Genomic DNA, 20,509 nt, shown 5'->3' with positions numbered 1-20,509 from the left:
TAGCCTCGTGCCCACGCGCCCCACACGGGCCGTCGCAGCCGTCGACGAGGTGAGGTCGTAGGTGTCTGACGCCGTCGCACACGAGGAACCCCGTCCGCCGGTGCTCGACGACCCGGTCGTGGCCTCGTTCGTGGCCGAGCTGGGGTTCGCGCCGGATCCGTTCCAGGTCCGTGCGATCGAGGCCCTGCTGGCCGGCCGCTCCGTCCTGGTCGCCGCGCCCACGGGCGCCGGCAAGACGGTGGTGGGCGAGTTCGCCTGCCACGAGGCGCTGCACCACGGCGGCAAGTGCTTCTACACCACCCCGATCAAGGCGCTGTCGAACCAGAAGTACCGCGACCTCGTCGACCGCTACGGCGAGGACCGCGTCGGGCTGCTGACGGGTGACCGGTCCGTCAACGGCGAGGCGCCGGTGGTCGTCATGACCACCGAGGTGCTGCGCAACATGATCTACGAGACCTCGCCGACGTTGCGGCACCTGCGCCACGTGGTGCTCGACGAGGTCCACTACCTCGCCGACCGCTCCCGCGGCGCGGTGTGGGAGGAGGTCATCGTCCAGCTCCCGGCCTCCGTGCAGCTCGCGGCGCTGTCGGCCACCGTCAGCAACGCCGAGGAGTTCGGGCGCTGGCTCGACGAGGTCCGTGACCACTGCGAGGTGGTGATCGAGGAGGCGCGTCCCGTCCCGCTGCGCCACCACTACTTCGTCAACGACAGGATCTACGACACGTTCCGGGCCGGCCGCAAGGGCGGCGCCACCCGCGAGCACCGGGAACGGGCGGCACAGGCGCTGGGTGGGGTCCCGAACCCCGACGTGATCATGCTCGAGCGCCGGGCCCGCACCCGCAACCGGGTCACCAACAAGGGCCGCCGCATGGCGCCCGACGTCCGGCTGCGCTGGCCGTCGCGCCCCCACGTGATCGAGGAGCTCGCCCACCGCGGGTGGCTGCCGGCGATCGTGTTCGTCTTCTCGCGGCAGGGCTGCGAGGACGCCGTCGCCCAGCTGATCCAGGCGGGCGTGCGGCTCACCGATCGCCACGAGCGGGCCGAGATCGCCGCGACCGTCGACACGATGCTGGGCGACCTGCCCGACGCCGACCTGCGCGTGCTGGGCTTCGACCGCTGGCGCGGCGCCCTGCTCGACGGGATCGCCGCCCACCACGCCGGCATGGTGCCCGCCTTCAAGGAAGCGGTCGAGGTGCTCTTCCAGCGCGGCCTGCTGAAGGTCGTGGTCGCCACCGAGACGCTGGCGCTGGGCATCAACATGCCCGCCCGGACGGTCGTCATCGAACGGCTGGAGAAGTGGAACGGTGAGTCGCACGTGCTGCTGACGCCGGGCGAGTACACCCAGCTGACCGGGCGCGCCGGGCGGCGCGGCATCGACCACGTCGGCCACGCCGTGGTGCTCTACCAGCGCGACCTGGACTTCCCGACCGTCGCCGGGCTCGTCGGCACCCGCACCTACCCGCTGCGCAGCTCGTTCGCCCCGTCCTACAACATGGCCGTCAACCTGCTGCGCCGGCACGACCTCGCCCAGGCCGAGGCCCTGCTCGGCGCCTCGTTCGCCCAGTTCGAGGCCGACGAGTCGGTCGTGCGCACCTCGGAGAAGCTCTCGGAGCTCGAGGAGGCGCTCACCGGGTACGCCCGCCACCTGCAGTGCGAGCTGGGGGACTGGCGCGGGTACTGGCACCTGCGGCGGCGGCTCAGCCGGCTGGAGAAGAGCGAGGCCAAGGCGCGCCGCCGCGACGCCGAGGACCAGGTCCAGGCCGGCATCGCGGCCCTGCAACCCGGGGACGTGCTGCACCTGCCGTGGACGGGCCGCCGCGGGTTGGCCGCGGTGGTCGGCGTGCAGGTCACCAAGAAGGGCACGCCACTGGCCCAGGTCGTCGCCGACGACCGGGCGCTCAGCAAGGTCGGCCCGCGCGAGCTGGACGGTCCGCCCGTCCCCGTCGAGCGCATCCGGCTGCCCAAGAGCGGCAACCCACGCCAGAAGGACTACCGGCGCGACGTCGCGGTCGCGCTGCGGGCGCTGGACCCGCCCGCGATCGACGACGGCGCGTCGGGGGGGCGACCGCCGGCCAGGCCCGAACCGGCCGACACCGGGCCGTCGGCGGAGGTCCGCGAGCTCCGCGAGCAGGTGCGGGCGCATCCGTGCCACCAGTGCCCCGACCGCGCCGAGCACGAGCGCTGGCAGTACCGCGCCGACGACCTCGAGGAGCAGGCGGGCGGGCTGCGCCGCTCCATCGAGCGCGCCACCGGGTCGCTGGTCCGCCAGCTGCACCGGATCCTGCGCGTGCTCGTGCGGCTGGACTACCTCGACCAGGACGGGGACGACATCCGGCCCACCGAGGAGGGGCTGCGGCTGGCCGGGATCTACAGCGAGGTCGACCTCCTGGTCGCCGAGGCGGTGCGTCGCGGCATCCTCGACGAGCTCGACCCAGCCGAACTGGCGGGCATCGCGGCGCTGTTCCTCTACGAGCCGCGCGGCGGCGAGCCGACCGAGCGGCCCGAGCTGCCGACGTTGGCCCTCTACGACGCCGTCGAGGAGCTCCTGGACCTGGCCGAGGAGCTGCGCCGCCACGAGCGGGACGCCGGCGTGCGGCCGCTGCGGGACCTCGACGCCGGGTTCGTCGCCCCCGCGTACCGGTGGGCGTCGGGCGACGACCTCGACGACGCGCTCGGCACGCTCGACCTCACCGGTGGCGACTTCGTGCGCAACGTCAAGCAGGTCGCCGACCTCGTCGGCCAGCTGCGAAGCGTCGGCGGTGAGCCGCTGGCCGGCACCGCCGCCGAGGCCGTCGACGCGCTGCGGCGCGGGATCGTCGAGGCGTGAGCCCGCGAATCGTCGAGGCGTGAGCCGCGCCGGCCGCGGAGGTGCGCCGACGCCCCCGCGGGGCGATTACGCTCCCGGCCCCCGTCCGGAGCCCTCCATCCGTGTCCTCCCCCCTCGGCCGACCGCTGCTCATCGCCAATCCCAGCGCCGGGGCGGGACGTGACGCCGCTCTGCCGCGGCTGACGGCGGCGCTGACGGCCCGGGGTCTCGAGCACGACGTGGCGGTCACCGGACGCCGCCTGGACGCGACGGACCTCGCGCGTCGCGCCGTCGAGGAGGAAGGGCGCCGGTTCGTGGTCGCCGTCGGCGGCGACGGCACCGTGCAGGAAGTCGTCAACGGGCTGGTCGACGCGGAGACCGGGCGGGTGCGCGGCGACGACCCGGTCCTGGGGGTGGTCGCGGGCGGCACCGGGTGCGACTTCGCCCGCACGTTCGGGCTCGACCGGGCCCCCGAGGTGGTCGCCGACCACCTGCTCGGCGAGCAGACCCTGCCCATCGACCTCGGGCGCGTCCGGCTCACCGGGCTGGACGGTGCGCCGCGCAGCGTGCTGTTCGCCAACGTCGCCGAGGCCGGTTACGGCGGCGTGGTGGTCGCCCTCGCGGCGAAGCTGCCGCGCCGGCTCGGCACGGCCCGCTACGCCGCGGCCGTCATGGGCGCCGTCGCCCGCTTCCGGCACGTGGACACCACCGTCACCGTCGACCAGGGCACCCGCACCGAGCCGCTGTGCAACGTGGTGGTCGCCAACGGCCAGTTCTTCGGCGGTGGGATGCACGTCGCGCCCCGCGCGCTGCCCTACGACGAGCGGTTCAACGTCCAGGCGTGGGGTGCCAGCCCGATCGACGTCGTTCGTGGCCTGCCGCAGTTGCGGCGCGGCACCCACCTGTCGCGCGACGACGTCCGCGAGTGGCAGTCCTCCCGGGTCGCGGTCGACGCCGCACGCCCGCTGCTGGTCGAGGCCGACGGGGAACTGCTCGGCCACACGCCGGCCAGCTTCGACCTCCTCCACCGGGTGCTGCGGCTCAAACTGTGACCGGCGCGCACGGCGCGGCGTACCGGACGGCTCGGCTCCTAGACTCGGCCCCCGACCGAGGAGGAACGGTGACCACGCAACGGCTGGAGCGCGCTCGGACCGCGATGCGCGAGGCGGGTGTCGACGCGCTGCTGATCGGCCCGAGCGCCGACCTGCGCTACCTCGTCGGCTACCACGCGCTGCCGCTCGAGCGGCTCACGCTGCTGGTCGTACCGGCCGCAGGCGAGCCGGCGCTGGTCGTGCCCACGTTGGAGGCCGCCCGGGCCCAGGAGAGCGGCGCGGACCGCATCGCACCGCTGCGGGCCTGGGACGAGACGGACGACCCGATGGCGCTCGTGCGCGACCTGCTGCACGAGGCCGGCGCCCAGGACGGCCGGCTGGCGTTGCAGGACCGGCTGTGGACCTCGTTCACCCTGCAGTTGCAGGCGGCGCTGCCCGCCGCGGACTGGGTGGCCGGGTCCCGGGTCATGCGCGAGCTGCGGCTGCGCAAGTCGCCGGAGGAGATCCAGGCGCTGCGGGAGGTGGGCGCCGCGATCGACGCCGTCCACGCCGCGGTGCCGACCCTGCTGCGCCCCGGCCGGACCGAGGCCGAGGTCGGCCGCGACCTCGCCGAGCTGATCCTCGAGGACCACGACGAGGTCAACTTCGTCATCGTCGCCTCCGGCCCCAACGGCGCCTCGCCGCACCACGAGACCGGTGAGCGCGCACTCGCCCCCGGTGACGCCGTGGTCGTCGACATCGGCGGCACCCGCAACGGCTACTGCTCCGACATGACCCGCGACTACGTCGTCGGCCACGTACCCGACGGCTACGCCGAGCTGCACACGGTGCTCGAAGAGGCCCAGGAGGCGGCCGTGCAGGCCGTGCGTCCCGGCGTCAGCGCCGCCTCGATCGACGAGGCCGCCCGGGCGGTCATCCGCGACGCCGGCTACGGCGAGCGCTTCATCCATCGCACCGGACACGGCATCGGCGTCGAGGAACACGAGGAGCCGTGGATCGTCGGCGGCAACGAGGAGCCGCTGACCGCCGGAATGGCGTTCTCGGTCGAACCCGGGATCTACGTGCCCGACCGCTACGGGGCACGCATCGAGGACATCGTCGTCGTCACCGACGACGGCGTGGAACGGGTCAACCACCGGCCGCGGGAGATCGTGGTCTGCTGACACCGGCCGCCGCGGCGGTCGCCGGTCGGGGAGAGGACGGCAGATGGCACAGGGACCTTCCGGGGTCGAGGTCCGGCGGGCCCGGATCGAGGAGATCCGGCCGCTCGCGACCGAGTACCGCGCCGAACAGGAGTCGCTCTACGGCGCGCCGGGCAACCCGCCGCTGCCGCAGGGCGGGATCTTCTGGCTCGCGGTCGACCCGCAGGACGGGCGCTCGCTGGGCTACGCGGCCGGCACGCTGCGCCCGACCGGTTGCACCATCGGGCCGATCTTCACCCGCGCCGACGCCCGCCGTCGTCGGGTCGGTGAGGCGTTGCTGCTCAGCATCCAGGAATGGGCGTCGCAGACCCGCGTGCCGGTGGTGGAGATCTCCGTGGCTGCCGACAACGAAGGCGGCCAGCGCTTCCTCGAGGCGCTCGGCTACGTGCCCCGCCGCGTGCTGATGTCCCTGACCCCCGACCGCGCGCGTGACCGGGCCTGACCCGTCACCGCCCCTGCCCGAGGACGAACGCGTCGTGATCCACCGTCTGCCCGAGGAGCAGCGCTCGCTGCTCGAACTCGTCGAAGGCTTCACCCGCGAGGAGGTCGCCCCACAGGCCGACCGCTGGGAGCGTGAGCACACCTTCCCGCGACCCCTGTTCGACCAGCTCGCGCGCATGGACCTGACCGGCCTGCCGTTCGGCGAGGACGTCGGCGGCTCCGCGCTGCCCTTCGCCACCTACCTCATGGTCGTGGAGGAACTCTCGCGCGGGTTGCTGGCGCTGGGGCTGGGCCTGTCCGTGCACACGCTGTCCACGTGGGGCATCGACACGCACGCCACGCCCGAGCAGCGTGACCGCTTCGTGCCGGACCTGGTGGCCGGGCGCGCCCTGGGCGCCTACTCGCTGTCCGAGCCGGGCTCCGGCTCCGACGCGGCCGGCATGACCACCATCGCCAAGCGCGACGGCGAGGTCTATCGCCTCGACGGCGTCAAGGCCTGGGTGACCCACGGCGGCGTCGCCGACCGCTACCTCGTGATGGCGCGTACCGGCGACGCTGGCGCGCGGGGCATCTCCGCGTTCGTGGTGGACGCCGACCAGCCCGGGCTGACCGTCGCCCCACCGGAACAGAAGATGGGCATGTGGGCCTCGCCGACGGCCCAGCTGGTCTTCGAGAACGCTCCCGTCCCGGCCGACCGGCTCGTCGGCGACCAGGAGGGCACCGGCTTCCGGATCGCCATGGCCTCGCTCGACGGCGGCCGCCTGGGCATCGCCGCCTGCGCCACCGGGCTGGCCCAGGCCGCGCTCGACGCGGCGCTGGCCTACGCGCGCGAGCGGGAGCAGTTCGGCCAGCCGATCGCGTCGTTCCAGGGGGTGAGCTTCCTGCTGGCCGACATGGCCACCCGTACGGAGGCGTCCCGCACCCTCTACCAGTCCGCCGCCGACCGCCGTGACCACGGCTACGACACCACCAAGGTCGCGGCCATGGCCAAGCTGTTCGCGACGGACGCCACCATGCAGACCACCACCGACGCGGTGCAGGTGTTCGGCGGCTACGGCTACACCACGGACTTCCCGGTCGAGCGCTACATGCGCGAGGCGAAGGTGCTGCAGATCGTGGAGGGCACCAACCAGATCCAGCGCATGGTGATCGGCCGTCAGTTGACGGGTGCCCGTGCCTGACGCGCCGACGCCGGGGTCGCCCCAGGAGCCTCCGCCGGACGCGGCGCGGCCGGGCGAGCCGCCGGACCCGGGCGCGCACGACCGCGGCCGTCTGCGCGCCGGCCGGCGGCTGGTGGTCGTCGGCGGCGTCCTGGGCGTGCTGGGCGCCGCGGCGCTGGGGCTGCTCGGCGCGCCGGGCGGTTCCGGCCTCGTGGCGGTGCTGCTCGGCCTCGTCGTCGGCTGCGTGCTCGCGGCCATCCACCTCGCCGTGTTCAGCCTCGTCGACGAGGCACGGCGTCGTCCCGTCTCGCTGCGGCGGCCGTTGTGGGCGTTGGGCCTGTTCGTCACCGCAGGGCTGCTGCTCGTGCTGGTCGGCGGCGCGAGTCGTTCGCTGTGACGCCACCCCGCGGCGGCGACGCGACAGCACCCCGACGGCTCCCTACTATCGCGGTAGCCGCGGCGCGTCGTGTACGCGACGAGAGAGGTCGCTGAGGCCACGTGAATGCCACTCCTGCCGGCGGCGCGGACCCGTTGCGGCCCGCACCGCGTGGAACCCTGATCGTCGCCGACCGGGTCGTGACGCTCGGCCACGCACGCCAGGCCGCCCGTGCCGTGCTGGTGCGCGGCAGCCGGGTCGTCTGGGTCGGGGACGACCCGGACCAGGCGCCACCGCACGAGCACCGGCTCGACCTGGACGGCTGCGTGCTCGGTCCGGCGTTCGTGGACGCCCACGTCCACCTGACCCCGACCGGGCTCGGCCTGACCGGACTCGACCTCACCTCCGCCCGTTCCGGCGAGGAGTTGCTGCACGCCGTCTCGAGCTATGCCAGCCAGCACACCGGCCGTGTGCTGTGGGGGCACGGCTTCGACCCGCACGCCTACCCGGACGACCTGCCCGGGCCCGACGCGCTGGCCGCGGCGGCCGGCGGCTCCGCGGTCTACCTCTCGCGGGTCGACGGGCACGCGGCGCTGGTCGACCGCAACACGCTCGCGTCCGCGCCGCTGGCCCGCGCCGAGGGGATCGAGCGCAACGGCGCCGGCCAGGTCAGCGGGCTGCTGCGGCGCGAGGCCAACCACATCGTGCGTCGCTGGAGCATCGGCGCGATGTCGGCCCACGAGCTGGACGAGGCCCGCCACGCGGCGGTCGCGCACGCGGCGTCGCTCGGGATCGGCTCCGTGCACGAGATGGGCGGTCCCGACCTCATGGGGCTCGAGGACTTCGACGCCTGGGTGACGGGGGAGTGGCCGATCGAGGTGCTGCCCTACTGGGGCGGGCTGGAGGTCGAGATCCCGATCGCGCGTGACCTGCGCACGGTCGGCGGGGACCTGTTCCTCGACGGCTCGCTCGGTTCCCACACGGCGGCGCTGTGCGAGCCCTACAGCGACCGGCCGAGCACCTCCGGGCACCTCGAACTGGACGACGACACACTCACCGACTGGTTGGAGGAGGCGACCCGCGCCGGGCTGCAGACCGGGGTGCACGCGATCGGGGACGCCGCGATCAGCCAGGTCGTGCGCTGCTGGCGCGCCGTCGCCGCACGGCTGGAGCACGCCGACGGCGACGCGATCCGCCGGCTGCGCCACCGCGTCGAGCACGGCGAGGTCCTGCCGCCGCCGCTCCTCGACGACCTCGCCGAGCTCGGTCTGGTGGTCTCCGCCCAGCCGATGTTCGAGCATCGCTGGGGCGGCCCCGACGGGATGTACCGCAGCCGGCTGGGGGCGCGGCGGGCCAGCTGGTCCAACCCGTACCGGGCGCTGGCCGACCGTGGCGTCGGGCTGGCATTCGGATCGGACACCAACGTCACGCCCATGGACCCGTGGGGGACCGTGTGGGCCGCCGAGCACCGCCACCGGCCCGAGCACGCGGTGACCCGGCTCGAGGCGGTGTCCATGTCGACCCTCGGGGGGCGCTACGCCGCACGCCAGGAACGCTGGGTCGGGGTGGTGCGCGCCGGCATGCGCGCCGACCTCGCCGCCTTCGAGGGCGATCCGTACGCCGCCGACGACCCGCGTGGCGCGCGGTGCGTCCTGGCGGTGGTCCACGGCCGCGTGGCGCACGGGCAGGCGCCGCTGCCGTCGGCCCACGGCCGCTGACCTGCGCGCGGTGGGACGTATCGCGCGGCATGCGCAAACCGCCCGACCACCGACCGGCAACTGCTTGACGCGCGGCGGCCGCGCTGGTTGTTTTCGCGCGCGGCGGTGATCCGTGCCTCCTGGGGAGGGGGCGGCCGACCCGGGGCAACGTTCTTCAGGCGACACGTTTGGGGCGCTCCCGGTCCAGGAAACCTCCTCGGGACACCGGCTTGCCGCGGCGGCCACACGCTCAGTAGACAACGCGCCTCGATCAGCCGTACCGGTCCTGGCGCGGCCCCAACGGCGGGGTGGCCCGCCAGATCTCACGGGGGGTCCCGGGCCGGAGACCGGCCGGGGCCCCCCGGAGCACCTGGGACGCCGTCCGCGTCGTCTTGCATGCGCCTGGACGCTCTGGTACGAAGCGCGCCCGTCCGCCCTCCGGGACGGGGTGGACCGGAGCAGGAGCACGCCCGTGGCAGCTCGGAAGGGCACCGCTCGCGACGACGCCGACCTCGTCGAGGACGTCGACGCGACCGAGGTCGACGACGTCGACACCACCGAGGTCGACGACGACTTCGAGGACGAGGTCGGGGACCAGGACGAGGATCTCGACGAGGACGCCTTCGCGGAGGACGACGACCTCGAGAACGACGACGACGGACTCGAGGACGACGAGGCGCTCGCCGAAGGCGAGGACGAGCTGACCGTTCCGACGCCCTCGGACGACGAGGACGAGGACGAATCGCCCTCGCTGCCCGCGACCGTCGCGTTCGACGACGACGAGGACGAGATCGTCGCTGCGGTGGCGGGGGACGACGAGGACGACGAGGACGACGACATCGACGGCGTGCGCGAGAGCGAGTTCGTCTGTCGGTCGTGTTACATGGCCAAGTTGGACACCCAACTCGCCGATCCGGAGCGCATGCTCTGCCGAGACTGCGCCTGACGCCGCGCGACGCGGCGACCGCCCCGACGCTGGCTGCAGCGGCGGGGCTGGCCGTGCTGGTCGCACACCCACCCCTGGAGTGGTGGTGGGCCAGCTTCGCCGCGCCCGCACTGCTGCTGGCGGCACTGGCGTTCGACCTGCGGCTGGCCGAGCGCACGGGCGGACGGGCCCGCCCGTTCCGGCTGGGCCTGCTGACCGGCCTGGCCACGTTCGGGCCGATGCTGTCCTGGCTGGTGCTGCCGGCCGGCTACTTCGGCTGGGCCCTTCTGGCCACCGTCCAGGCGCTGTTCTTCGGTGTGCTGGCGGTGGCGCTGCGGCCGGTGCTGCGCAGCCCCTGGCTGCCGCTGGCCACGGCGGTCGGGTGGACCGGCGTCGATGCGTGGCGCGCCATCTGGCCGCTCAACGGCTTCGAGTGGGGCGCGATCGCCTACGCCCACGTCGACGGCTCCTGGCTGCTGCCCGTGGCCCGGCTGGTCGGGGGACGTGGCATCACGTTCCTGGTCGTGCTGATCGGGGCGGCCGCCTACGTCGTCGCCCGCGACACCGTGCAGGGGCTGCGGGCCCGCGAGTCGGGCCCGGTCGAGCACGCCGTCGCGGGTGCGCGCACGCCCGTGCTCGTGCTCGTCGGCGCGCTGCTGGTGTCGGTCCTGGCCACGATCGAGCCCCCGGCGGAGACGGGGCGACTCGACGTCCTGGTCGTGCAGGGCAACGACATCCGCCACTGGGAGGAGGACGTCGCCGAGCCGTCGTACCGGATCACGACCCAGATGCGTGACCTGACCGTCGCCGCCACGCAGGACGGGCCTCCGCCGGAGCTGACCGTGTGGCCGGAGGCCAGCGTCGACACCGACCCCTACACCGACCGGGGTGCGGCCTTCCTGCCGCTGCTGGAGGAGTCGGCCCGCACCTCGCAGTACCTGCTGGCCGGCATGAACCTCGACGGCCCCGACCCCGCGACCGGCTTCTACCGCACCCAGTTGCTGCTCGACCAGGACGCCGAGGTGGCGGGTCGCTACGACAAGCGACGGGTGGTGCCGTTCGGCGAGTACATCCCGATGCGGACCTACCTCGACTGGTTCCCGCCGCTGCAGCAGATCCCCCGCGACATCCTGCCCCACCCCGAACCGCACCTGGTCGAGGTCGGCGACGTCCCCGTGGCCGTGCTGATCTGCTTCGAGACGCTGTTCGCGGGGGTCAACCGGACCAACGTCCTGGCCGGCGCCGAGCCCGCCCAGCTCATCGTCGCGGCGACCACCGACGCCTCCTTCGGCGAGAGCGCCGAGCCCTACCAGCACCTGGCGCAGAGCCGCCTGCGCGCGGTGGAGACCGGCCGGTGGGTGGTGCACGGCGCGCTGTCTGGCGCCTCGGCGTTCGTCGACCCGGGTGGCGGCGTCGAGCAGGTCACCGACCTGTTCGGCCAGGCGACCATCCGCCGCGAGGTGCCGCTGGTCGAGGGGCTGACCCCCTACCTGCGCATCGGCGACGTGGTCGGGTGGCTGACGCGCGCGGGGATCCTCGGACTGCTCGGACTCGCGCTGTGGCAGCGGCGCCGGCCCGCTCCGGCGCGGGAGCAGGCACGCCAGGAGGCCGCCGTGTGAGGACGCTCGTGGTCGTCCCCACCTATGAGGAACGCGGCACCATCGAGGAACTCGTGACGGCGCTGCGCCGCCTGCCCGGTGACGGGGGCGCCGCCGCGGTGGGCCCGGACCCGGGCGACGCTGCCGACACGGCTCTGGGGCCACCCGAGGTGCTGGTCGTCGACGACGCCAGCCCAGACGGCACCGGCCGGCTCGTCGCCCGGCTGGCCGCCGCCGACTCCGGTGTCCACGTGCTGCACCGCTCCCACAAGGCGGGGCTCGGGCCGGCCTACCGGGCCGGGCTGCGCTGGGGCCTGGCCCGGGGCTACGACGTGCTCGTGGAGATGGACGCCGACCTGTCCCACGACCCCGCCGAGCTACCCGCCCTGCTGGCGGCGCTGCACGAAGCGGACCTCGTCATCGGCTCGCGCTACGTGCCCGGCGGTGACGTGCGGCAGTGGACGGCCGGGCGCATTGCCCTGTCCACGTGGGGCAACCGCTACGTGCGCGGGCTGACGCGCCTGCCGGTGTCCGACGCCACCAGCGGGTTCCGCGCCTTCCGGGCGGCGGTGCTGCGCACCATCGCCGTCGACGCGCTCACCTCCGACGGCTACGCGTTCCAGGTGGAGACCGCGCTGCGGGCGTGGCGGGCGGGGTTCGTGCTCGCCGAGGTGCCCATCACCTTCGTCGAGCGGCGCGCGGGTGCCAGCAAGCTCTCGCGCCGCGTCGTGGTCGAGGCGGCCTGGCGCGTGCCGGCTTGGGGCGCGACCGGTCTCGGGCGTGCCCGGCCTCGTGCCGGCACGCACCCGGCGTCGGTCGCCCGGACCGGGCGGGCGGCGTCGCCGCCACCGCCGGCGACGCGATAGCCTCCCGCCCGCGCACCCGCGGCCCCGTCGTCCAGCGGCCTAGGATCCCACCCTTTCAAGGTGGTGACGCGGGTTCGAATCCCGTCGGGGCTACCAGCAGCGTGCGCGACGCGGGGGCCGGCGCCATCGTCGCCGGCCCTCGCGCGTCCCGTCCGTCCCGGGACCCTGGTGTCCACGCCGCCCCGGCGGGGCGGCAGCTACGCTGGGCGGTCACCCGTCGCGTGCGTAGGTCGAGAGGCAAGTCAAGTGGCCACCAAGATCGAGGTCCAGGTTCCCGTCGAGCGGCAGAAGGCCGCCCAGGCGGCCGGCAACTTCGAGCTCGAGGACCTGCCGGGCCGGCTGGCGTCGCCCGATGCTGCCGTCCGTGTGGGCAAGGCCCCCAAGGCGGACAAGCCGCTCAAGGTCGTGCGCTCGCTCAACGGCATCACCAAGCTGTCGCCCGGGCAGGTCATCGCCAACTACGGACGCTCGGAGTCGCGCTGGGCGACGGCGTTCCAGAAGCGCCGCGCCGGCGGGGCGGAGTTCCACGAGCTGCTGAGCTACGCCCGCCAGATCATCGGCCTCGACGCCGAGGGGCAGCTGCAGATCTGCCTGATGGGCCACGCCGGCCAGGGCCCGTGCATCCCGCTGTGGGTGCCGCGCGAAGAGGTCACCCTCACCGTGCAGCCCAACGACATCATCCTGCGCTTCGACGACATGTCCTTCGACTGGTGAGTCGGTACGCCGACGAGCTCGCCTTCGCCCAGGAACTGGCCGACCTCGCCGACGCCCGCACCCGCTCCGCGTTCGGCGGCCGCCAGGCCGCGCGGACCAAGACCGACGGCACCTGGGTCACCGAGGTGGACGTGGACGTGGAACGCCGCCTGCGGGCCGCGATCCGGTCGCGGTTCCCCGACCACGCCGTCCTCGGTGAGGAGGACGGCCTCGACGGTCCGGAGGGTGCACCCACCTGGGTGCTGGACCCGATCGACGGCACCACCAACTTCGTCAAGGGCAACCCGATCTTCGCCACGCTGATCGGGCTGCGCGTCGACGAGGACGACGTGCTGGGCGTCGTGACCGCGCCGGCGCTGGGCTCGCGATGGGCAGGCGTCGTGGGGGAGGGTGCCACCCACGACGGGGCGCGCATCGAGGTCAGCGACGTGCAGCACCTCGCCGACGCGGAGATCGCGTTCGGGGGACTGGCCTACTTCCGCGAGCGGGGCTACGGCGACCTCGTCGACGACCTCGCCTCACGGACCGCCCGCCAGCGCGGCTACGGGGACTTCTGGCAGCACTGCCTGGTCGCCTCGGGAAGCACCGACGTCGCCATCGAGGCCGAGGTCAACCTCTGGGACCTGGTCGCCGTCAAGGCGGTGGTCGAGGCCGCCGGCGGCCGCTTCACCTCGCTGCTCGGCGCCCGTACGGCCGCCGGCGGCAGCGCGCTCAGCACCAACGGGCACCTGCACGACGAGATGCTGACCGTGCTCGCCGCCCACCGCTGATCCGGCCGCGAGGCGCCGCCGTTTCCGCGCCGCGGGCCCACGCGACACGCGGTCGCGCCCCGCGGTGTGGGCAAATCCGTGGGGGTGTCGCGGGGGAGGGTTACCCTCGGTCACGATGCCTGAGACGACCGTGGACGAGTCCGTGACCGATCCCCAGCCCGGGGCGGAGCCGCCCGTGCCCGAGGGGCCGGGGGGTGCACTGCGCCTGCTCGACGTGGACGGCGCCCCGCCGGGCACGTTCGGGGAACTGGAGCCGGACTCGCCGCCGCTGATCGACCACGAGGGTCGGGTGCGGCTGTCGTTCAGCCGCGTCGACGCGTACGCGAACTGCCCCCGACGCTTCCGGTACGCCTACGTCGACAAGCTGCCCGGCAAACCCGGCCCGCACCTGTCGTTCGGCACCTCCATCCACGCCGCGCTGGAGGACTTCTACGACCGCAAGCTGCCGACCTGCCCGACCGAGGACGAGCTGCTCGGCTTCCTCTACGAGCGGTGGGACAGCACCGGGTTCTCGCACCTCGACCGCGGCGAGCAGCTGGCCTACTACCGCCACGCGCAGGACGTGCTGCGCCGCTTCCACCGTCGCGCCGCCCCCGTGTACCGGCTGCCGGCCGCGACCGAGGCGTGGTTCGAGTTGCCGATCGGGTTCGAGGCCACCGTGGTCGGCTCCATCGACCGCGTCGACGTCGACGACGACGGCCGCTTCCACGTCGTGGACTACAAGACCAACCGCAAGGTGAAGAACCGCGAGCGCGTGGCCGACTCGCTGCAGCTGGCCATCTACGCGCTGGCGTGCCGACACCTGTTCGGCGTGCTGCCGGCCACGGTGTCCCTCGACTTCGTCGTCGCGGGCGTGACCGTGACCGTGCCGCTGGAGGACCTGGACCTGGACGCGGCACGCGAGCGCGTGCTGGCCACCGCCCGTGCCGTGCGCGAGGAACGCTACGAGCCGACCCCCAACCGGCTGTGCGACTGGTGCGACTTCAAGGCACTGTGCCCGGCCTGGGAAGGCAACGAACCGGACCAGCTGCTGGGCCCGGCCGTGGACGAGCTGCGCCGCCTGCGCCGCCAGGTCGTGCGTGACGTCCGGGCGCTGCGCGAGCTGGAGGCCGGCGTCGCCCGGATCACCGCGGAGCTCGCGGAGACGGAGTCGGCGGGGGAGGAGCCGGGTCCGGAACCGGCGGACCCCGGCGCCCCGGACGAGTTCGCCCCCGGCGACCGACCGGCCGTCCACGGCTAGATTGGCCGGTTCACTCGCCCGCACCCGCGGGCGGTCCCGGCGAGCGGAAGGCGAAGCGGCATGGGTGAGCGCGTCAGCGACGAGGTGGTCGTCGCCGCACCGATCGACACGGTGTGGAACACGATCACGGACCTCGCCACCTACCCGCAGTGGGCGGACGGCGTGCTGGAGACGGAGGTCCTCACCACCGACGGTGACGGCTATCCGGAGACCGCCCGCTTCCGGGTCGACGCGCGCGTGGCAGAGATCGCCTACGTCCTTCGCTACACGTACGACGACTACGACATCCGCTGGACGCTGGTCGAGGGCGAGACCATCTCGCAGCTCGACGGCGCCTACGACCTGGCGGAGACCGACGGCGGCACCCACGTGCGCTACCGCCTGGAGGCCGACGTCGACCTGCCCTTGCCGGGCTTCCTGAAGAAGCGCGCGGCCAAGACGATCCTCGACCAGGGGCTGCGCGGGCTCAAGCAGCGCGCCGAGGCACAGGACTGACGTGCCACGCAACGAGGTCGAGGCCGCCTACTTCACCCTCCTGCGCGCCCGTGAGGACCTCGATTCCCTGCGCCGCTACGAGGAGTACCTGCGCGACGAGGTCCGGCGGTTGCGCCGCTTCATCAGCGAGGGCGAGGCGCTGGCCGACCCGGTCGACGCGCGCTTGCGCCGGTGGTTGCGCCACACCGATCAGCCGCTGCTCGACGCGGTGCGCGCCCGCATCGGCGTGATCGTGGACGAGCAGGAGCGACTGCCCGACCGCTTGGCCGCGGCCGAGGAGTTCGTGGCGGAGTGCGAGCAGCAGCACGAGCAGCTGCGCCAGGGCCGCGGAAGGGGCTGAGCGTGTATCGCGACGACCCGCTCGACGACGAACTCGAACTGCGCGCCATCGTGGGTGACGAGGCCGTGGACCGGTTGCACGAGGCCGAGCCCGACCGCGAACGTCACCCGGTCGAGGTCGCGCTGGACGTCCTGCGGGTGCTGCAGGGCTGGGTCGACGAGCCGGCCGCGGCGCGCTGGTTCGGCCACCCGCAGAAGCGCCTCGAGGGCCGCACCCCGATGGAGGCCCTCGGCGTCGGCGCCTACGAGGAGGTCGAGGACGCCGCCCGGGCCTGGGCCGCCGCGCACGGCTGATCCCTCCCCGCACCGTGGCCGCGGCCGCCGCTGGGCGTGTGTCGGGTCGAGCCGCTACGCTCCACCACTCGCGGTGCCCGGATGCGCCGCCGGTTCGCGGTGCGGTCCTGCGTGACCAACGTCGACAGCGACCCCGTCGACAGACCCCCGCCGAACCCTCGTTCGACTTCACTTCCCACCGAGGTAGCCAAAGCCCATGCCCACCGGACGCGTCAAGGTCTTCAACGCCGACCGCAACTTCGGCTTCGTCACCACCAGCGACGGCGACGAGTTCTACGTCGCCGGCGATCAGGTCAACGGCGGCGCGGCACTGCGCTCCGGCGACGAGGTCGAGTTCGAGATCGGCGAGTCCGAGGGCGGTCGCCGGGCGGCCACCGGCGTGACCGTCACCAAGCAGGCGCCCGCCGACAACCCCGTCGGCCGCACGATGGCGCCGCCGCCGTCGTGGGAGGAGCTCGAGGAGCGCGAGCGTCAGCGCCGCATGGCCCGCCGTCGCCGTCGCTGAGCACCGTCGTCGCGCCTCGTGCGTACGAGCAGTGCGGCCGTCGCCGGCAGATCCGGCGGCGGCCGTCGCCGTCCCCGGGGTACGGTGACCCGGCTGGAACGTGCCGAGGATTCCGGGAGGTGGAGGGTGCGGCTCGCCGGCCCGGCAGCGACGCCGGTCAAGGAACGTGAGGAGCAGGTCGAGGACGTCACGCACCGCGACCGGCCCTGGGACGTCATCGTCTGGGACGATCCGGTCAACCTGATGTCCTACGTCGTCTTCGTGTTCCGCCGCGTCTTCGGCTACTCCGAGGCGGTGGCCCGCAAGCTGATGCTCGAGGTCCATCACCAGGGCAAGGCACTGGTCGCCTCCGAGCCGCGTGAGCAGGCCGAGCTGTACGTGCAGCAACTGCACGGCTACGGCCTGCAGGCGACCATCCAGCGCGCGTCGTGACCCGCGCCTTCCGTCGTCAGGGCGACGCCATCCGCATGCAGCTCGAAGCGGTCGAGGTCGACCTGCTGCGCTCCATGCGTGACGCGCTGCGCGAGGCGCTGCTCGGCGGCGATCCCGACGACCCGGTCGTGCAGCGGCTGTTCCCGACGGCCGTGTCCGGGGACCGGGAGGCCGACCGGGAGCTGCGCGGGCTGCTGCACGACGACCTGCTCGCCAGCCGCCTCACCGGCCTCGAGGAGCTGACGGCCCTGCTCGACCGTGGTGTCGAGCACCGCGGTCAGCTGCGCGTGCGTCTGCAGCCCGAGGAGGCCACGCTCGTCCTCGGCGTCCTCAACGACCTGCGACTGGCCATCGGGGCCCGCATCGGGATCGAGGACCTCGACCGCGACGACGTCGACCCCGACGACCCGGTCGCCTACCGCCTGGCCGTCATGGACCACCTCGCCTGGCTGCAGGAACAGTTGCTGGCGATCCTGGACCCGTCGGCGGTGGCCCACTACGGCGACGAACCGGGCCCCTGACCACGGGCGGCGTGTTCGTCCAGTCGCGTGGACAGGTCCTGCAGGGCGGCCCGGCAGGCCACCAGCACCTCCCGAGAGCCGGCCGACAGGGCCTGCGCCGTCTCGCTCATGGTCGCCGCCACCTGCGCGCTGCCCCAGCGGCCGCCGTCCACCTCGGCGGCCTCGCGCCGGTCCTCGGCCTCGCGCTCCCAGTACACGGCGTCCTCGCCGGCGATGCGGGTGATGACCTGCAGCCGGTCGCGCAGCGCCTGAGCGTCCTCCAGCGGCAGCGGCTCGCGGACCCATCGGTGGCGCTCCAGCGTCACGACCGCCTCGAACAGCACGACCGCGTCACGGGCGTCGAGGTACAGGTCCCAGACGGTGAGCACGTCCGATCCTTTCCGGCCCGGCCCGTCCTCGGGCGCGCGTCCCCGCCGTCGCGGCGACGACCCTAGCGGCGGGTCAGCGTCGCACGAGCCGTTCCAGGCGCCCGGTCAGCTCGCAGGCCTCGGGCACCTTGAGCAGGCGGGTCGGCAACAGGTAGGCCAGGCCGATGAGCAGCAGCCCGAGCGCTCCCTCGACGGTCGGGTGCTGGTCCAGGGCCGCGAGCCAGGACCGGACGCCCAACGCGGCCCCGGCGGCACAGGCCGCGCCGATCGCGATCCGTGCCGCATTCGGCCCACCCAGGCGCGTGCGGCCGAACACGATCCGGACGCGGGTGCGCAGCAGGGCCAGCTCGAACCACGCACCGACCGAGGCGCCGAGGGCCAGGCCGGCGGCACCCAGCCGGTACTGGTTGACGTCGCTCGCGCGCAGGCTCTCGGGTGCGATCTGCCAGGCCACGTCCCCGACGACGGCGAAGCCCTGTGTCGTCAGCTGCACCGCGTCGAGCGGGAACATGATGCTGATGCCGACGACCAGGCTGAGCACGACCCGCAGCACGGCGTAGATGGCCGGGCTGCGGGTGTCGCCGATCCCGTAGAGCGACGACTGCAGCAGCCGCGAGCTCGTGCTGGCCAGCATCCCGAGGCTGTAGACGGCCAGGACGAAGCCGACCTGGGCGGAGGCGTCGGCGGTGAAGTTGCCCCGCTGGAAGATCGTGGCCACGACCACGTCGCCGGCCACGACGAACGCGATGGCGCTGGGCACGACGAAGAACGCGACCCGGCCCAGTGCCGTGTCGATGCGCGCCACGACGCGGTCCCGGTCGCCGTGGTCGAGGGTCGACAGCGCCGGCAGCTCCGCCGCCGCGATCGCCATCCCGAACAGGCTGATCGGCAGCAGGTAGAGGATCTGCGCGTAGCCGAGCGCGGACATCGCGCCCGCCGCCAGCAGGGAGGCGACCACCACGTCGACGTAGGCGGCCAACTGCACGCCGCCACGGCCGGCGACCACCTGACCGAAGCGCCGCACGACCGCGGGCACGCCGGGGATCGCGAACGAGATCGACAGGCGCAGGGGCCGGGCCAGGCGCAGCACGCTGGGCAGCTGCACCGCGAACTGCGCCAAGGAGCCGACGAGGGCACCCCAGGCGAAGGCCTGCGCGATCGACAGCTCATTGGTGGTCAGCAGACCGGCGGCGACGAGCACCACGATGATCGCGGTGTTCCAGGCGACCGGCGCCACGTAGGACAGGAAGAACCGCCGGTGCGAGTTCAGGACACCAAGGCACCACGCCGACAGCACCAGGAACCCGACGCCTGGGGTCAGGATCCGCGCCAGCGTGACGGTCAGCGCGAACCGGTCGCTGTCCGGCGGCCACCCCGGCGCCAGCAGCCGCGTGATCGGCTCGGCGAAGACGACGCCGATCACGACCAGCACGCCCGTGACCAGCATCAGCAGACCGGCGACCGCACCCGCCAGACGGCCGGCCTCACGTTCCTTGCCCTCGTCGAGCAGCTTCGCGTAGGCCGGGATGAACGAGGCCGACAGCACCCCCTCGCCCAGCAGGTTCTGCAGCAGGTTGGGGATCTTGAGGGCGGCGCGCAGCGCGTCCGCGCCGACGCCCGTGCCGAGGAAGGCGGCGGTCGCCGATTCGCGCACGAGGCCGGCGATGCGCGACAGGAAGATGCCGGCACCGACCAGCGCCGAGCTGCGGCGCAGGTCGTCGGGCGGACGCGGCCCCTCGTCCTCGAAGGGCTCGGATGGCTCGGTCACGCCGACCACGCCGCCGGACGCTCGCGCAACGACTCGGACCCGACCCGCTCGCAGAAGGCCAGCCACGCCTCGCGGCGTGCGCCGGCCCAGGCCAGTTGCTCCAGCGACTCCGGAAGCGGCAGGTTCAGCGCGAGGGTCGCCAGCTCGCGGTACAGCAGCGCCTGCTCGCGCTGTTCGACCAGGGTCGCGGCCAGCCGGGCCGCGCCGCGCACGTCCACCTCCCAGGCGGCGCCGACGGTCGGGATGTCCTCCAGGTGCCCGTAGCGGGTCAGCACGGCGGCGGCGCCGACCTTGCCGAACCCCTTCAGGCCCGGGATGCCGTCGGCGGTGTCGCCGACCAGGGCGAGCAGGTCCGGGACGGAGGCGGGGGGCACCCCGAGCCGGTCGCGGACGCCGTCCTCGTCGTAGACCTTGCTCCGCAGCCGGTCGACCTGGACGATGCGCTGCCCGCGGACGACCTGGCCGAGGTCCTTGTCGGGCGTCAGGATGCGCACCTGCTCGACCTCGTCGGCGAAGCGCACGGCGGCCGTGCCCAACGCATCGTCGGCCTCGTACTCGCGCATCGACCACACGGTCATGCCCAGCGAGCGCACGGCCTCCTCGGCGGCGTCGAACTGCGCGAGCAGCGCGGGGTCGACGCCGGTGCTGTCCTTGTAGGCGGGGAAGCGCTCGTTGCGCCAGCTCTCGATCGGGTTGTCGAACGCCACCGCGACGTGCGTGACCTGCTCCTCGTCGTCCTCGAGCAGTTGCAGCAGGCCGTTCACGAGCCCGACGGTCGCCTTGACGTCGTTGCCGTCACGGTCGGTGCGGTCGGGCCGCTTCGAGAAGTGGGCACGGAACAGCTCGTAGGTGCCGTCGACGAGGTGCAGCCGCAACCTGAGGTCCTCTCGCGCAGGGGCGCGAACGGTAGTCGGCCGAGCCACCGCCGCCGACCCACCCG

General features: G+C 73.7%; 22 protein-coding genes and 1 tRNA gene. 20 read left to right on the top strand and 3 right to left on the bottom strand.

The annotated features are described in order from the left end of the window. Nucleotides 1-61: 61 nt before the first annotated feature. From ACERM0_RS00775 to ACERM0_RS00680, 20 genes are all read left to right on the top strand, one after another. Entirely contained in the window at nt 62-2,827 is a 2,766-nt protein-coding gene (locus ACERM0_RS00775) for a DEAD/DEAH box helicase (RefSeq protein ID WP_373676581.1), read from the top strand. Nucleotides 2,828-2,928: 101 nt separating this feature from the next. Beyond that, the gene (locus ACERM0_RS00770; protein ID WP_373676580.1) at nt 2,929-3,858 is read left to right on the top strand and encodes a diacylglycerol kinase family protein; all 930 of its coding nucleotides are present in this window, start codon (nt 2,929-2,931) and stop codon (nt 3,856-3,858) included. Between the two features lie 68 nt (nt 3,859-3,926). Then, nucleotides 3,927-5,021 (top strand): M24 family metallopeptidase, encoded by a 1,095-nt coding sequence (locus ACERM0_RS00765; protein ID WP_373676579.1) that lies wholly within the window; start codon nt 3,927-3,929, stop codon nt 5,019-5,021. Nucleotides 5,022-5,064: 43 nt separating this feature from the next. After that, nucleotides 5,065-5,502, top strand: coding sequence for a GNAT family N-acetyltransferase (locus ACERM0_RS00760; RefSeq protein WP_373676578.1), 438 nt, complete (start codon nt 5,065-5,067; stop codon nt 5,500-5,502). After that, on the top strand, nt 5,489-6,682 hold the full coding sequence (locus ACERM0_RS00755; protein ID WP_373676577.1) for an acyl-CoA dehydrogenase family protein: 1,194 nt from the start codon (nt 5,489-5,491) through the stop codon (nt 6,680-6,682). The genes ACERM0_RS00760 and ACERM0_RS00755 overlap by 14 nt, the downstream gene beginning before the upstream one ends. Further along, entirely contained in the window at nt 6,669-7,058 is a 390-nt protein-coding gene (locus tag ACERM0_RS00750; protein WP_373676576.1) for a hypothetical protein, read from the top strand. The genes ACERM0_RS00755 and ACERM0_RS00750 overlap by 14 nt, the downstream gene beginning before the upstream one ends. Before the next feature lie 101 nt (nt 7,059-7,159). After that, complete coding sequence (locus ACERM0_RS00745) at nt 7,160-8,755, top strand: amidohydrolase (RefSeq protein WP_373676575.1); 1,596 nt, start codon at nt 7,160-7,162, stop codon at nt 8,753-8,755. 451 nt (nt 8,756-9,206) lie between these two features. Beyond that, nucleotides 9,207-9,680: a hypothetical protein gene (locus tag ACERM0_RS00740; protein WP_373676574.1), complete on the top strand. Its 474-nt coding sequence runs from the start codon at nt 9,207-9,209 to the stop codon at nt 9,678-9,680. A gap of 53 nt (nt 9,681-9,733) precedes the next feature. Beyond that, on the top strand, nt 9,734-11,278 hold the full coding sequence (gene lnt / locus ACERM0_RS00735; RefSeq protein WP_373676573.1) for an apolipoprotein N-acyltransferase: 1,545 nt from the start codon (nt 9,734-9,736) through the stop codon (nt 11,276-11,278). Then, nucleotides 11,275-12,123, top strand: coding sequence for a polyprenol monophosphomannose synthase (locus ACERM0_RS00730; protein WP_373676571.1), 849 nt, complete (start codon nt 11,275-11,277; stop codon nt 12,121-12,123). The genes lnt and ACERM0_RS00730 overlap by 4 nt, the downstream gene beginning before the upstream one ends. A 20-nt stretch (nt 12,124-12,143) precedes the next feature. Further along, nucleotides 12,144-12,219: transfer RNA gene (locus ACERM0_RS00725), tRNA-Glu, on the top strand. Between the two features lie 150 nt (nt 12,220-12,369). Beyond that, entirely contained in the window at nt 12,370-12,837 is a 468-nt protein-coding gene (locus tag ACERM0_RS00720) for a hypothetical protein (protein ID WP_373676570.1), read from the top strand. After that, entirely contained in the window at nt 12,834-13,607 is a 774-nt protein-coding gene (locus ACERM0_RS00715; RefSeq protein ID WP_373676569.1) for an inositol monophosphatase, read from the top strand. Before ACERM0_RS00720 ends, ACERM0_RS00715 begins: the two co-directional genes overlap by 4 nt. Nucleotides 13,608-13,722: 115 nt before the next feature. After that, a complete protein-coding gene (locus ACERM0_RS00710) occupies nt 13,723-14,847 on the top strand; it encodes a RecB family exonuclease (RefSeq protein WP_373676568.1) in 1,125 nt (374 codons plus the stop codon). Nucleotides 14,848-14,907: 60 nt separating this feature from the next. Next, the gene (locus tag ACERM0_RS00705; protein ID WP_373676567.1) at nt 14,908-15,342 is read left to right on the top strand and encodes an SRPBCC family protein; all 435 of its coding nucleotides are present in this window, start codon (nt 14,908-14,910) and stop codon (nt 15,340-15,342) included. Between the two features lies 1 nt (nt 15,343). Beyond that, on the top strand, nt 15,344-15,682 hold the full coding sequence (locus ACERM0_RS00700) for a hypothetical protein (RefSeq protein WP_373676566.1): 339 nt from the start codon (nt 15,344-15,346) through the stop codon (nt 15,680-15,682). A 2-nt stretch (nt 15,683-15,684) separates the two neighbouring features. Beyond that, nucleotides 15,685-15,975 (top strand): hypothetical protein, encoded by a 291-nt coding sequence (locus tag ACERM0_RS00695; protein WP_373676565.1) that lies wholly within the window; start codon nt 15,685-15,687, stop codon nt 15,973-15,975. Between the two features lie 196 nt (nt 15,976-16,171). Continuing rightward, nucleotides 16,172-16,480 carry a cold-shock protein gene (locus ACERM0_RS00690; RefSeq protein WP_373676564.1) on the top strand — a complete coding sequence of 103 codons (309 nt, stop codon included), beginning with the start codon at nt 16,172-16,174 and terminating at the stop codon, nt 16,478-16,480. A 126-nt stretch (nt 16,481-16,606) separates the two neighbouring features. Next, the gene (clpS, locus tag ACERM0_RS00685) at nt 16,607-16,912 is read left to right on the top strand and encodes an ATP-dependent Clp protease adapter ClpS (protein ID WP_373676563.1); all 306 of its coding nucleotides are present in this window, start codon (nt 16,607-16,609) and stop codon (nt 16,910-16,912) included. Then, nucleotides 16,909-17,433: a DUF2017 family protein gene (locus tag ACERM0_RS00680; protein WP_373676562.1), complete on the top strand. Its 525-nt coding sequence runs from the start codon at nt 16,909-16,911 to the stop codon at nt 17,431-17,433. Before clpS ends, ACERM0_RS00680 begins: the two co-directional genes overlap by 4 nt. Here the strand turns inward: ACERM0_RS00680 and ACERM0_RS00675 are convergent. The 3 genes from ACERM0_RS00675 to ACERM0_RS00665 form a co-directional block, all read right to left on the bottom strand. Beyond that, the gene (locus tag ACERM0_RS00675) at nt 17,409-17,801 is read right to left on the bottom strand and encodes a hypothetical protein (protein WP_373676561.1); all 393 of its coding nucleotides are present in this window, start codon (nt 17,799-17,801) and stop codon (nt 17,409-17,411) included. The genes ACERM0_RS00680 and ACERM0_RS00675 overlap by 25 nt on opposite strands. Nucleotides 17,802-17,874: 73 nt before the next feature. Then, the gene (gene murJ / locus ACERM0_RS00670; RefSeq protein ID WP_373676560.1) at nt 17,875-19,569 is read right to left on the bottom strand and encodes a murein biosynthesis integral membrane protein MurJ; all 1,695 of its coding nucleotides are present in this window, start codon (nt 19,567-19,569) and stop codon (nt 17,875-17,877) included. Further along, nucleotides 19,566-20,444, bottom strand: a complete 879-nt coding sequence (locus ACERM0_RS00665) for a 5'-3' exonuclease H3TH domain-containing protein (RefSeq protein ID WP_373676559.1) — start codon at nt 20,442-20,444, stop codon at nt 19,566-19,568. The genes murJ and ACERM0_RS00665 overlap by 4 nt, the downstream gene beginning before the upstream one ends. Nucleotides 20,445-20,509: the final 65 nt, after the last annotated feature.

Origin of the sequence: Egicoccus sp. AB-alg2 (assembly GCF_041821065.1) — a bacterium.
Classification (GTDB): Bacteria; Actinomycetota; Nitriliruptoria; order Nitriliruptorales; family Nitriliruptoraceae; genus Egicoccus.
Note: the sequence above shows the minus strand (reverse complement) of the source record. Positions and strands in the feature narration are given on the sequence as shown.